Genomic DNA, 12,227 nt, shown 5'->3' with positions numbered 1-12,227 from the left:
ATGTCTTTCAGGACAAGTTGGTTCGATCACTGAGGGTCTCGGCGCGTTCGCGAAGGCGACGGGCCTCGGCTTGCCCTTCGTCCGCATCTCTCTGCGCGGCGCGATGTTCGGCGAGCGCGTCACGTGCCTCCCTGCCGGCTGCGGCGGTGTCGGCCGTTTCCCGGATTTCCGCCTGCCGTTCCTCGCGCTGCTCCTCGACGCTGGCGCGGACCTGCTCCTCGGCGGCGCGGTGCCGCGCTGTTTGTGTGGCTTGCTGGACCTGGTCCACCTGCCGCTGTTGTGCGGCGTCTTCCGCGGCGTCCGTGCCGGACCGCACCACGTCCCGGGCGCCGGCCGCCTGGTGGCGGGCCTGCGACGCCAGGCCGGTGACGGCGTCGGCTTCGGCGTCTGCGACCGCTTCGATGGCGTTGGCCTCCTTGCGGGCCCGCGCCTGCGCCTGCTCCAACTGCCCTTCGGCGGTCAATGAATCGTTGCCGGTCACCGCGCCGGCGATCTCTTTTGCTCTGCCCTTGATCGAATCGACCAGGCCTTTACGTGCCTCATCAGCTTTCTCGTGTTCGCCCATGACCATGCCATGCTCGTTTTGCGTCTCCTTCAAACACCGTTCGGTCGGGCCTGGGCCGTCCGTGAAGAGCCGACAGCGCGCTGAACAGGCACAAAGCATCGACAACGGCTGACGATCGAGCACCTGTGATGTGAGTCAACCCGCGTAGCCAACCGCGAGAGCTTTACACCGGATTCTCGCGCGCCACAGCGCGGTAGCTGCGCGCCCCCGCTCGGTCTACGGCAGCCCTGACCAAACCGAAGACGAGGCCCTGCACACCGGCGGCGAGCAGGGCTTGCCCGCCCGAGCGGTTCAGATCCTTGGGCCGGAGGTCCCTCTCCAGAGTCGTCGATCCGCTCCCACAACACACTGAAGACATTGCCGGCCACCAGGCCGCCCACCACGCTGAACGCAGCTGACAGCGGCGGATACAGTGACTTCGATATCTTGCTCATCGTTCTCCCTGGCACACCTGACGGTCCCGACTGGTCCGGGCCTCGGCTGAGAGTTACCCCGGCCGCGTCCACGTCAATCGCCCAAACCGCCTCAGCTCGAACGCCAAAGGCCTGCAGGCGTCAGGACAATCGCCGAGATCGCAGGATGGGCCGGAACGAATCGGCATCGGCCGCCGCCCAGTCGAAAGCCCAACTTTCCGGCGCCTGCTCGATGAGTTCACCGGGCGCCAACCACTCGTAGAGTTCCGCGTACGAGACCTGCTGGGTGGCCGAGACTTTCTTGCGCAGCAGATGCGGTGATAGCAGCGCCGGATCGGCGATGCCCATCGATCCCATGATTTTCATTGCCTGCTCGACAGTGGCCTTCTGGTAGCGATACACGCGCGCGCTCTTGTCGTCGACGTCCAGAGCTCGGGCCCGTCGCGGGTCCTGTGTGGCGACCCCGACCGGGCAGTGATTGGTGTGGCAGCGCTGCGATTGGATACAGCCGATGGCCATCATCATGGCGCGCGCAGCGTTGGTGTAGTCGGCGCCCTGAATGAGTCGTTTGATGATGTCGTTGCCCGCGGCAACCTTGCCGCTGGCGCCGATGCGTATGACGTCGCGCAGGCCGGTACCGACCAGTGCGTTGTGCACCGTCATCAATCCGTCGGTCAGCGGAAGCCCGACGTGGTCCTCGTATTCCAGTGGCGCAGCGGCTGTTCCGCCCTCCGCACCGTCGACGATGATGAAATCGGGAGTCACCCCCTCGGCGCGCATCGCTTTGCAGATCGCCAAGAAGTCCACCCGCGATCCCACGCACAGTTTGAATCCCACCGGCTTGCCGCCGCACAGTTCGCGAAGCCGACCCACAAACTGCACAAGCTCGCGTGGAGTTGAAAACGCCGAGTGCGCAGCGGGACTCACGCACTTCTCCCCCGCGGGCACGCCGCGATACTCGGCGATCTCCTTGCTCACCTTCGACGCGGGCAGCACACCGCCCACCCCAGGTTTGGCGCCCTGGCTCAGCTTGAGCGACACGCATTTGACCGCGTCGTGTGCGGCCTTGTCGGCGAACTGGTCAGGGTCGAAGTGTCCGTCGGCGGTGCGGGCGCCGAAATAGCCGGACCCGATCTCCCACACCACATCTGCGCCCCCGAGATGGTAGGGCGTCAGGCCGCCTTCGCCCGTATCGTGTGCGAAGCCTCCCCGTCGCGCCCCGGCATTCAGGGCTTTCAACGCGTTGGCCGAGAGCGCTCCGAAACTCATCGATGAAACGTTCAGCAGTGCCATGTCATAGGGCCGGGTGCAGTCTGGGCCCCCGATACGAACCCGGTAGGGCTGCGGCGGCGGTTCCACCGGTGCGGTCGAGTGCACCAGGTACTCGTACCCGGGCTCGTCGACATCCCGTTCAGTGCCGTACGACAGCTCGGCCGCGGTCCCTTTGGCCCGCTCATAGATGAGTGAGCGGATGTCGCGGTCGAACGGTCGGCCGTCAAAATTGCGTTCGATGAAGTACTGCTGCAGTTCCGGGCGCACCGCTTCAAGCAGGTATCGGATGTGTCCGATCACCGGGTAGTTGCGCAGCACAGAATGGCGTCGTTGCGTCACATCGAAGACGCCTACCGCGGCCAGCCCACCTACTGCCGCCGCCGCAATCCACCACACCCAACTACCGAAAAGCGCAGTAACGGCAAGGCCTGCCGCAACGGCGACCAACGCCGCGACGATTCCGAACCGAATCACATCAACCCTCTTCATCTGGCGGTCCACTGTCGGCGGAATACCCAGAATCGGTCCGTTCAGGCATCGGCGCCTCCAGATCGCCGGCACAAACATAGCTGTGCGCCCCACGGAGTGCCTTCGTTCGGGACGGGCAACCCCAACCGCGCGAGGGGCGTCGCTTCGCTCAGCGGCCCTCTCATCCGGACGCCATGAGCTGGCAATGTCTGAAATGGCTATGAATCGATCATGAAATTGGCATGTCGATCATTATGTGTCGCATATGAATACCTCGACGCACGTTCGAACCTGACTAGAATTGAATTTGAGAATACGCAGATAAACGTATTTGGATTCTGGAAAGGAAATTGAATTGTTGGGCGGCGGTATTACCAAGGGCGTCGTGGTTGCGTGCGGAGCCATCGTGTTGAGCTTGGGCTCGGCGGCGCCGGCGCTGGCTGCGCCCGAGGTGCAGAAATCGGCCCAGGCCACGATCAGCGAGCTAGAAGCACAGGGACTTCGACCGATACTCAACAAGGTCGGTAACGCACCCATCGAGCAATGTACGGTCATCGCGGTGCGCGACGGCACTGCCGTCAAGCACTCCTGGATACAGCGAGGACCTACCGGGAACGTCGGCAATCTCGTTCGGTACAAGACTGCGTACGTTGATCTCATGTGCAATCGATGAATGATGCCGGCGGGTATTCGAACCGCAATTCGTAGGCGGCTGCAGCAACTGTCGATTGCTGCCGACAAAACCGGTAGCAATTGTGTCGATTCGGCTCAACGCAACAGACTCCGCCGCCTGGAACGTACGACGCGCCCTTCGTCCCGAGCGCGGCGTCGGTACAGACGTCCCAGAACACTTCGATCTCGTAGCCGCCGGCCGCTCCCCATGCCGTCAGCGCGTTCGCATACCTCGTCTGCGACGCTTCGGTAGCGGACTCACGCATGCTGCACTCGGCACGGTCGACTCTCCCAGCAGCTTCGACCACCTGCGGTGGGGCGACACTCAGGAGCAGGTCGTGGACCTAGCCCGGATTTTTCGTGGAATGTTGACTGTGGGGGTGTGTAGATAAGCGAAAGTGCCTGTCCTGCAAGGAATAATTGGACTTCTCTACGGTTCAAAAACCCTGACGGGAAGGCACTTCGCAGGTGAAGAATATCGCGGCGGCATCGCCGGTGAAAGTTTCCGCCGACGGCCATGGCGTTGTGTCGCATGCCGGGATGGGCATGCTGCGTGAGCTTGCCGACCGGACCGGCTTATCGGCGCAGGTCACGGCCGCGTTGGCCGACACCTACCGCGGCCCGTGGGTGTATGCGCCTGGGGAGGTGTTCGCTGATCTGGCGGCCGCGGTCGCCGACGGCGCGGACTGCATCGACGCGGTCGGTCAGCTGTGCGGTGACCGGGAGCACGTCCTGGGGGCCAAGGCCTCAACGACCACCATGTGGCGGCTGATCGATGAGCGGATCGATGCCGCGCATCTACCCGGGGTGCGCGCAGCCCGAGCCGCGGCGCGGGCAGCGGCCTGGGCTGTCGGAGCCGCCCCCACCACCGGCGGCTGGCTGCATATCGACATCGATGCCACGCTGGTGATCGATCACTCCGACAACAAGGCCGGGGCTGCGCCGACCTGGAAGAAAACGGGCTCTTCATGATTGACGGTGTAGTTGGGGTCTGAATCCGCCGGTTTCGAGTAGGGATCGGGCGATGTAGTGGGTGAGGTTGCGAAAGCCCAGGGCGGAGCCACGGAGGTGTTCGAGACGGCCGTTGATCGCTTCGGTCGGTCCGTTGCTGGTGCCGGGCCGGTCGAAATAGGCCAGCACATCGACAGCCCGCTTGGTCAGTGTGCGTCCGAGGGTGATCAGCTCGGTCAGCGGTTTGGGAACGCCGGCGCTCAGCGTGTCGATCAGCGCCGCCATCATGGCTCGGCCTTTCGTGCGGTCGGGTTCGCGGTAGGCGGCCACGGCGCGTTGGTACATGTGCCAGGTCGCTTCGACCTCCACATGAATGTCGCCGGTGAACAAGGCTGCCAGCCGGGCTTTCTGGCGGTCGGTGAGCAGATCGACGCCGGTGTGCAGGGTGCGTCGGCAGGCATAGAGCGGGTCGGTCTTGCGGCCGCGGTGCCCACACGTGGCCACCTGGATACGGCGGCGGCAGTCGTCGAGAGCGTTGCCGGACAACCTCACCACGTGGAAGGGATCCATCACCGTGGCTGCCTCAGGAAGTTCTTCGGTGGTGGCGGTCTTGAACCCGGAGAAGCCGTCCATGGCAACAACTTCGACACCGTCGCGCCAGGGCTGGGGTCGCTCGGACAGCCAGTCGGCGAACGCCTTCTTGGAGCGGCCTTCGACCATGTCGAGCAGCCGGGCAGGGCCGGTCTGGTCGTGGACCGGGGTGAGGTCGATGATCACGGTGACGTACTTGTCGCCGCGACGGGTGTGCCGCCACACGTGCTCATCGACGCCGATCACCCGCACGCCGTTGAAGCGGGCCGGATCGGCGATCAGCACTCGCTGCCCTTCGGCCAGGACGGCGTTGTTGGCGGTGTTCCACGACACCGCCAGCGCTTCGGCGACGCGAGCCACGGTCAGGTGTTGGCAGACAATCGCTTTCAAGGCCCACTGCAACGCACGCCGGGACAGCTTGGCGCGTGGTTCGGCGGCGTTGCCGAGGTCTTGGCGCCACACATGGGCACAGCCGGCGCAGCGGTAGCGGCGGAGGGTGACCAGCAAGGTGGTGGGCCGCCACCCGAATGGTTCGTGGGCAAGCTCGCGTGTCACGCTGTCGCGGCTGACGCCTCGCTCGCCGCAGCGGCGGCACCACGAGTCGTCGTCGCTGACCCGGCATGCCAATACCGCACGATCGGGGTGCAGTTGCTGGCCGGTCACCTCCAACCCGAGGTCGTCGAGGCGGCAGAAAGTAGTCAGGTCAGCGCGGGCGAAGCCCGCCCGACCGGTAGCGTCAGGCACGTCGAGGTCTTTCGGATGAGGCGTGTAGGAACCTTCATCTTCGAGAGACCTCGACCCCTATCCCGGCAACGACGCGCCGATGACCTCTAGAGGAATTGTCAATACCTGTGGATCGGCTTGTTTCAGGCGACCTCCGTTCCAGTTGATTCGGTCGGTGCCGAGTCCGCCGACGGGGTGATGTCGGTGGGTCGCTCGAGCAGTTTGCCTTTGTGGAAGATCGCGCCGGCCCGGACCAGAGCGACCAGGTGCGGTGCGTTGACGGCTCGCCAGCGGGCTTGCGCGGCGTCGATCAGCTTGTAAGCCATGGCCATTCCGGCGACGCGTGAACCCGGCCCCTTGGTCACCTTGGTCCTCAAACGTACCGTGGCAAACGTTGATTCGATCGGGTTGGTAGTGCGCAGATGGACCCAGTGCTCGGCCGGGTACTTATAGAACTCCAGCAGCACATCGGCGTCATCGACGATCTTGGCGACCGCCTTGGGGTACTTGGCGCCGTAGTCCACCTCGAACGCCTTGATCGCCACCTGCGCGTGGTCGATATCCTCGGCGTTGTAGATCTCCCGCATCGCCGCGATCGCCCCCGGATGAGCCGACTTTGGCAGGCAGGCAAGAACATTGGCCTGCTTGTGAAACCAGCACCGCTGCTCGCCGGTGGCCGGGAACACCTCACGCACGGCCTTCCAGAACCCCAGGGCCCCATCGCCGACGGCCAGCACCGGTGCGGTCATCCCGCGACGTCGGCACGACCGCAACAGATCAGCCCACGACTCGGCCGACTCCCGGTACCCGTCGGTGAGCGCGACCAGCTCCTTGCGGCCGTCAGCGCGCACACCGATCATCACCAGCAAACAGAGCTTCTCCTGCTCCAGGCGCACCTTGAGATGGATGCCGTCGACCCACAGGTAGACGTAGTCGGTGCCCGACAGATCACGGGCCTCGAAGGCCTTGGCCTCGTCCTGCCACTGCGTGGTGAGTCGGGTGATCGTCGTGGCCGACAAGCCGGCACCCGAGCCCAGGAACTGCTCCAACGCCGGACCGAAATCACTGGTCGACAAGCCATGCAGATACAGCAACGGCAACACCTCGGTCATCTGCGGCGACTTGCGCACCCACGCCGGCAGGATCGCCGAGGAAAACCGTTGCCGCTCACCAGTGTCCGGGTCAACACGTTTGTCATTGACCCGCGGCGCGGTCACACTCACCGCGCCCGCCGCGGTGAGCACCTCGCGCTCGCGGTGATAGCCATTGCGCACCACCAGCCGGTGCCCGTTCTCATCAAGCTCACCGGCATGAGCCTCGATGTAGGCGGCGACCTCAGCCCGCAACGCTGCGGCCAGCATCTGGCGGGCACCGTCGCGGACAATCTCATCGAGCAACGACCGCGACGAGCCAGCATCCTCGTTGGATGAATCCGCATCGTGAACTACCGTGAGCATGGGCGTACCTTCCCGAACCAGCGCGCCAACGCCGGCTCTTGATCAGACCTTCGACATTCAGATCATCCTCGGGAAGGTGCGCCCTTTCCTACGCCGCCTCGCCGAGGCTCATCCACAGGTTCTGATCATTGCTCTCACGGGTGACCTCTACACCCTCAACTGCGAAGAGCCAGAAAACGTTCGGGCTGCACCCGCTGCTGGCGTTTCTGGACCGCCCCGACATCGCCGGCGGCGAAGCCCTGGCCGGGTTGCTGCGCAACGGTAACGCCGGCTCCAACACCGCCTCCGACCACATCATCGTCCTGCACCAGGCTTTGGCATCGCTGCCAGCGGCGTGGCGGCCCAACCCCGACGATCCCGACAACCCCGAGGCCCCGAAGGTGTTGGTGCGCTGCGATACCGCCGGATCCACCCACAAATTCGCCGCAGCGTGCCGGGCCGCCGGGGCCGGGTTCTCCTTCGGGTACCCCGTCGATACCCGCGTCCAGGACGCCGTGGACACCCTCAACCTCGGCGATTGCTGGTATCCAGCGATCGACACCGACGGCGGGATCCGCGACGGCGCGTGGGTCGCTGAAGCCACCGACCTGGTCAACCTGGCCTCCTGGCCCGAAGGGACCCGGCTGATCCTGCGTAAAGAACGCCCCCACCCCGGCGCGCAGTTGCGGTTCACCGACGCCGACGGCATGCGGGTCACCGCGTTCATCACCGACACACCACCGGGTGTCGTACCCGGTCAGGTCGCCGGTCTGGAACTACGGCACCGCCAGCACGCCCGCGTCGAGGACCGTATCCGCGAACTCAAAGCCACCGGGCTGCGTAACCTGCCCTGCCACTCCTTCTGGGCCAATGCTGCCTGGCTCGAAATCGTCCTGGCCGCCGCTGACCTGGTCACCTGGACCCGCCTCATCGGGTTCGCCAGCGATCGCGCTCTGGCCCGCGTCGAGATCACCACGTTCCGCTACCGGGTCCTGCACGTGGCCGCCCGTATCACCCGCGGCGCCCGCCAACTGCGGCTACGCATCGATGCCACCTGGCGCTGGGCGGCGGCGATCGCCGCCGCCTGGCACCGCGTCCGCACCGCCTTCGGATAACACCCCACCCCATCGGACCCATCAACGATGAAGGACCCACAGGCCCCAGGAAAGCCCGCCCCACCCGGCGACACGGGACAGCACCTCTACGCCACCACACGAAAACCACTACCCAACAACACAACTCGGCATCACACCGAACCCACACCAATTACCACGCAAAATCCGGGCTAGACCGGCTGATCGAAGCGACCGTCGACGCGGTCCGCGTACCACGGACCGGCGGAGGTTAACCGGCCGGCGGCGGCCCCGGTGGACTTACCGGCGGCGGCCCGGGTGAAACGATCGGCGGTTGATCCGGCAAGACCTGTCCCAGCCCGGCCGGAATCGCAGTACCGGGCGGGGGCGCGGTACCAGGCAGCGGCTCACCGAGCTGATCCAGTGGCATCTGGCCGAGAAGCCCGCCTTTCAGACGGTCGTCGCTATACATCGCACGCAGGCGCCTGAGGTAGTCCAAGCCGGAGATGTCCGCATTCTCGTCGCCCGGCGCCACCCCGAACATCGTTCCCTGGCCGGGCGCTGCGGGATCGACGTTCTGCGGGAGCAGGTAGGCGTTGTTGAACGCGTTGAGGTTCGGCGGCGTGCCTGGGGGGCCGCCCGGTGGCGAGGGAATTGGGTTCTGGCCCAGCATCAAGTCGTTGCCGACGGTCGGGTCGGGCATCTCGGGTAGGCCAAGAGGGCCGGCGGCAGGAGCCCCAATTTGCGCCAATCCCGAAAGCCCACTAGGCCCTAAAGGCGCGCCGATGATCGGTATCGTCGGCCCTTGCGGCGGCGGGACCGGAATCGCCGGATCAGCGGGCGGCGCGGGAGGGTCCGCAGCGGCGGGCGCCGCGTGGGCGACCGCCGCACCGACGGCGAGCGCACCGGCCACCACAATGCTCGCGATCACGTCCTTGGCGACCGCCCCGCGATCTCGGCTACTCATGGCTGGCGTCTCCTTCGGCTCGGATACCCACGCTCCACCTCTGATGTCAGACGGTCTTGGTGACGCCGTAGTAAGCGACGATGTCGTTGGTGTCCGCGGTCGAACTCGTCAATACCGCGAATGACCGCAGGAACGACTGACCGACGCAGCCGTCGATCTTGATGTGAACATCCTTGACGGTGACCCGGGCATCCTGGGCCTTGAACTTCTTCTTGGTCACCGAAACGGTGGTCACCTCGCCCGGCTTGGGCTGGACTTCAAACGTACCGCTGATCGGGAGCGAGGCGCCGGTAGGTACGAGACCCGCGAGCGTCGACCCCGACGTGCCAATGCCGATCTGGCCAGCCAGCCTGACCCTATCCAGTTCGATGCCGCAGCCGATCTGATAGCCGACCTCCAGCTTTCCGCCGTCCAACGTGGTGTCACCCGAGCCCGTGATCGACCCGGTAAACGTGGCGCCCACGAGGTATTCGCGCGACGACAGCGCGGTAGTCAGCGGCGCCACCGGCAGCTGGGTCTCGTTCAGCGCAGCCACCGTCAACTGCCAGCCGTCCGGGGTCGTGACGATTCCCGGCTGCTCCGACGGGACGGCGCCGGTGTCCGGCGGGGGACCGGCGTTTGCGACGGGTACCGGCGGCGGGTTGGGATCCGGCTCCGCCGCGGCGAGCGGAGCTGTCCCGGTCGAGACCAGCATGCAAACAGCGGCCAGAGTGGCTAAACGATAAAACATTGTGCGGGGGCGCCTCTCGTCGTCGTAATCCAAAGCAACTGTTCCGCCGAATGATCGATGGACCAGGTATCTAAACGGTGAACGGATGAACAACACTTGCCACCCGAAACTATCGAGTGCGCGTCTCTCAAGCTGGTAAGCCATTTCTGAAATGGATTCGCCGGATAACGGCACACGTGAACCATTGGCGCGGCTTGATCGCGCCGCGGCCAGCCGGCGACGCACCGTGACCCGCGGGACCGCTTCGGTCACTGCGCGATTGATCACGTCGGCGGACAGTTCAGGGCGTGACCACGGTGACGGATACGCCGGTGTCGGCGGGAGGCGAACCGGCGCCTCGATCCCTGAACCCACGAGGTCTCGCTGCATGAGCGGCTTTCGCGGCGGCACCAAATCGACGCCGGCACAGCCGCGCTTGCGAAACCGCATCACACGGCCTTGGTGACACCGAGATAGGTGATGACGTCCTCGGTGTTCTCGGTCGAGCTGGTCAACGTCGCGTACGACCGGATGAACGACTGACCGGCACATTGGTCGACGCCAATGCGGAAACCGGTGATCGTGACCCGCGTTTCTTTCCCCTCGAACTCTTTCTCGTCGACCGCAACCGTGGACACGGTGCCGGGACGGAGGTCTATTCTTCCCCGGTATGTGAGGTTCGGAGCGAAGGACGGATCGTTGCCAGCAAACGGTATGCCGATCGAAGGGGTAATACCGGCCCCGACAAGAGTTTCGATAGCATTTTGCGTAATGCCGCAGCCGATCTGATAGCCTGCCTCCAGTTTTCCGCCGTTCAGCTCGGTTTTACCCGAGCCCGTGATCGCCCCGGCGAACGTGCCGCCCACGAGGTATTCGCGCGACGCCAGCGAGGTAGTCAGCGGCGCCACCGGCAGCTGGGTCTCGGCCACCGCGGACACCGTCAAATGCCAACCGTCCGGGGTATCCAAGACCCCCGGTGCCGCGGGCGGGACGGCGCCGTTGTTCGGCGGGGGTGGAGGTGCGGCGTTTCCCGCCGGCTCCACCGCGGGATCCGGGGGCGGTTCGGCCGACGCGAGTGGCGCAACCCCAACCGGGATCAGCATGCAGACGGCGGTCAAGGTGGCAAAACGATTCGGCATGGTCGCGGTGACGCCTCTCGTGGTCCGAATTCAAGGGAACTGTCGCGTCGTATGATTGAGTGGCCGAGTGTCCAAACGGTAAACGGACCGAAAACAGTTCATGCCACATACCCATCGAGAGCGCCTCTGGCTGTCCACAGCATCGAATGGACGCCGCACGGGCACCCAGCGTTGAGCGGCGGTTCATCATTTGGTGAGCTGTAGACTCGACCATTCGATATATACAACCATGCCTTGAACCTGATCATGAGAGCTCTCTGTCGATCACCGCGGCCTCGTATTCGCCTGACTCTGCTGTGGTCTCGCACGGAGAGCCGCTCAATGGCGGTGAGGGCAAGATCAGCTGGTCCGGTGGCGCGGCATCGCCCGCGATCAGGCCGACACGGCAGGAGGAATTGTTGAGGTCATCACATGTTTGCGAGCGCGGGTTGGCCGCGTCTCTCATCGCGTTTGGCATCGGGCTAGCGGTCGTCCCAACCGCATCCGCCGACCCCAACGACGCAGAACAGACGGACACGCCGGCTCCGGGTATGGTAACGGTCCCCGCGCCGACCTCGGACAACGTCAATCCCGCGGCGGCGGTGGCCTGCAAGCAGTTCGCCACAACGCTGAATTTCGCCGCGACCAATTACTCGGGTTTCGCCGACGCCACCGAAGGTACGGACCTTCCCGACTACAGAGATCCGACTGTCAGGAACAGTAACGTGACCGGTCGGACCGCGCTGCGGGAAGCGGCGGCCGCGGCCATGACCGCGGCGGCGACACCGGGTCTGCAGCCCGAGATCGCCGCGCCGATGCGGGCATGGTCAGTGGACGCGACGAAGCTCCTGTTGATCATGGGACTCCGCCGCGGCGGTGACACCCTTGACAAAGTGGCCACCGAGCTCAACAACGACGCCTACAACGCCCAAACGGCATGTGCCGCCGCAGGAACGCACGCCTGAGGTTAGCCCCGTCGTCGTCAGAGGAGCTTGAACAAGAACGACTGCGTCCGTTCATGTTTGGGGTGAAGAGCACCTCGCCGAGGCTGCCTCTTCGAGAAGCATAGAGCGTCGGCTTCGACCCATCAGGGCGTGGATGAAAGTTGCCAGCAGCTCGCGCAGCACATCGGGGCGGCAGGCGGTGAGTCGATCAGCCAGCACAGCCGGCCTGTCAATATTGTGGCCAGTGGTCATCGCGTCGATTCCTTTGCTCGAGTGACTTTGGTCGGTCCCTCGACGAATCACGCGATCGCTCCGGCGACCATGC

9 protein-coding genes and 4 pseudogenes are annotated in these 12,227 nt (G+C 65.0%); 4 read left to right on the top strand and 9 right to left on the bottom strand.

Annotation, left to right across the window (positions count from 1 at the left end):
- Positions 1-7 precede the first annotated feature (7 nt).
- The 3 genes and pseudogenes from ACJEIK_RS07585 to ACJEIK_RS07575 all read right to left on the bottom strand — a co-directional run bounded on the left by ACJEIK_RS07585 (position 8) and on the right by ACJEIK_RS07575 (position 2,724).
- The gene (locus ACJEIK_RS07585; protein WP_409431272.1) at positions 8-571 is read right to left on the bottom strand and encodes a CsbD family protein; all 564 of its coding nucleotides are present in this window, start codon (positions 569-571) and stop codon (positions 8-10) included.
- A gap of 157 nt (positions 572-728) precedes the next feature.
- A pseudogene (locus ACJEIK_RS07580) lies at positions 729-999 on the bottom strand (DUF4235 domain-containing protein).
- Positions 1,000-1,119: 120 nt separating this feature from the next.
- A complete protein-coding gene (locus ACJEIK_RS07575; RefSeq protein ID WP_371824558.1) occupies positions 1,120-2,724 on the bottom strand; it encodes an FMN-binding glutamate synthase family protein in 1,605 nt (534 codons plus the stop codon).
- A 325-nt stretch (positions 2,725-3,049) separates the two neighbouring features.
- Here ACJEIK_RS07575 and ACJEIK_RS07570 point away from each other — a divergent pair, with 325 nt between their 5' ends.
- Positions 3,050-3,391, top strand: a complete 342-nt coding sequence (locus ACJEIK_RS07570) for a hypothetical protein (protein ID WP_244872621.1) — start codon at positions 3,050-3,052, stop codon at positions 3,389-3,391.
- 467 nt (positions 3,392-3,858) lie between these two features.
- Positions 3,859-4,350: pseudogene (locus ACJEIK_RS07565) on the top strand (transposase); the annotation flags it as partial.
- A 6-nt stretch (positions 4,351-4,356) separates the two neighbouring features.
- On the opposite strand, the gene ACJEIK_RS07560 reads toward ACJEIK_RS07565, so the two are convergent.
- Together ACJEIK_RS07560 and ACJEIK_RS07555 are read right to left on the bottom strand one after the other, a co-directional pair.
- Positions 4,357-5,676 carry an ISL3 family transposase gene (locus tag ACJEIK_RS07560; RefSeq protein ID WP_073698465.1) on the bottom strand — a complete coding sequence of 440 codons (1,320 nt, stop codon included), beginning with the start codon at positions 5,674-5,676 and terminating at the stop codon, positions 4,357-4,359.
- Between the two features lie 122 nt (positions 5,677-5,798).
- Positions 5,799-7,112, bottom strand: coding sequence for an IS256 family transposase (locus tag ACJEIK_RS07555; RefSeq protein WP_052536990.1), 1,314 nt, complete (start codon positions 7,110-7,112; stop codon positions 5,799-5,801).
- A 167-nt stretch (positions 7,113-7,279) separates the two neighbouring features.
- Between ACJEIK_RS07555 and ACJEIK_RS07550 the strand changes: the two are divergent.
- Positions 7,280-8,206, top strand: a pseudogene (locus tag ACJEIK_RS07550) (IS1380 family transposase); the annotation flags it as partial.
- A gap of 229 nt (positions 8,207-8,435) precedes the next feature.
- Here ACJEIK_RS07550 and ACJEIK_RS07545 read toward each other — a convergent pair.
- The 3 genes from ACJEIK_RS07545 to ACJEIK_RS07535 all read right to left on the bottom strand — a co-directional run bounded on the left by ACJEIK_RS07545 (position 8,436) and on the right by ACJEIK_RS07535 (position 10,769).
- A complete protein-coding gene (locus ACJEIK_RS07545; protein ID WP_084377652.1) occupies positions 8,436-9,131 on the bottom strand; it encodes a hypothetical protein in 696 nt (231 codons plus the stop codon).
- 46 nt (positions 9,132-9,177) lie between these two features.
- Entirely contained in the window at positions 9,178-9,861 is a 684-nt protein-coding gene (locus ACJEIK_RS07540; protein ID WP_061004163.1) for an MspA family porin, read from the bottom strand.
- A 428-nt stretch (positions 9,862-10,289) separates the two neighbouring features.
- Complete coding sequence (locus ACJEIK_RS07535; protein WP_409431271.1) at positions 10,290-10,769, bottom strand: MspA family porin; 480 nt, start codon at positions 10,767-10,769, stop codon at positions 10,290-10,292.
- Between the two features lie 608 nt (positions 10,770-11,377).
- Between ACJEIK_RS07535 and ACJEIK_RS07530 the strand changes: the two genes are divergently transcribed.
- Positions 11,378-11,923, top strand: a complete 546-nt coding sequence (locus ACJEIK_RS07530; RefSeq protein ID WP_135355698.1) for a hypothetical protein — start codon at positions 11,378-11,380, stop codon at positions 11,921-11,923.
- Between the two features lie 98 nt (positions 11,924-12,021).
- Here the strand turns inward: ACJEIK_RS07530 and ACJEIK_RS07525 are convergent.
- Positions 12,022-12,154, bottom strand: a pseudogene (locus ACJEIK_RS07525) (IS256 family transposase); the annotation flags it as partial.
- Between the last annotated feature and the right edge of the window lie 73 nt (positions 12,155-12,227).

It is taken from the genome of Mycobacterium sp. SMC-16 (genome assembly GCF_046250085.1).
GTDB lineage: Bacteria > Actinomycetota > Actinomycetes > Mycobacteriales > Mycobacteriaceae > Mycobacterium > Mycobacterium phocaicum.
This window is presented reverse-complemented; position numbering and strand designations above follow the sequence as displayed.

What these genes read in the sequence shown, in the direction of transcription:
- ACJEIK_RS07585 (WP_409431272.1), bottom strand. Translation starts at nt 571, where the DNA reads ATGGTCATGGGCGAACACGAGAAAGCTGATGAGGCACGTAAAGGCCTG.
- ACJEIK_RS07555 (WP_052536990.1), bottom strand. Translation starts at nt 7,112, where the DNA reads ATGCTCACGGTAGTTCACGATGCGGATTCATCCAACGAGGATGCTGGC.
- ACJEIK_RS07545 (WP_084377652.1), bottom strand. Translation starts at nt 9,131, where the DNA reads ATGAGTAGCCGAGATCGCGGGGCGGTCGCCAAGGACGTGATCGCGAGC.
- ACJEIK_RS07540 (WP_061004163.1), bottom strand. Translation starts at nt 9,861, where the DNA reads ATGTTTTATCGTTTAGCCACTCTGGCCGCTGTTTGCATGCTGGTCTCG.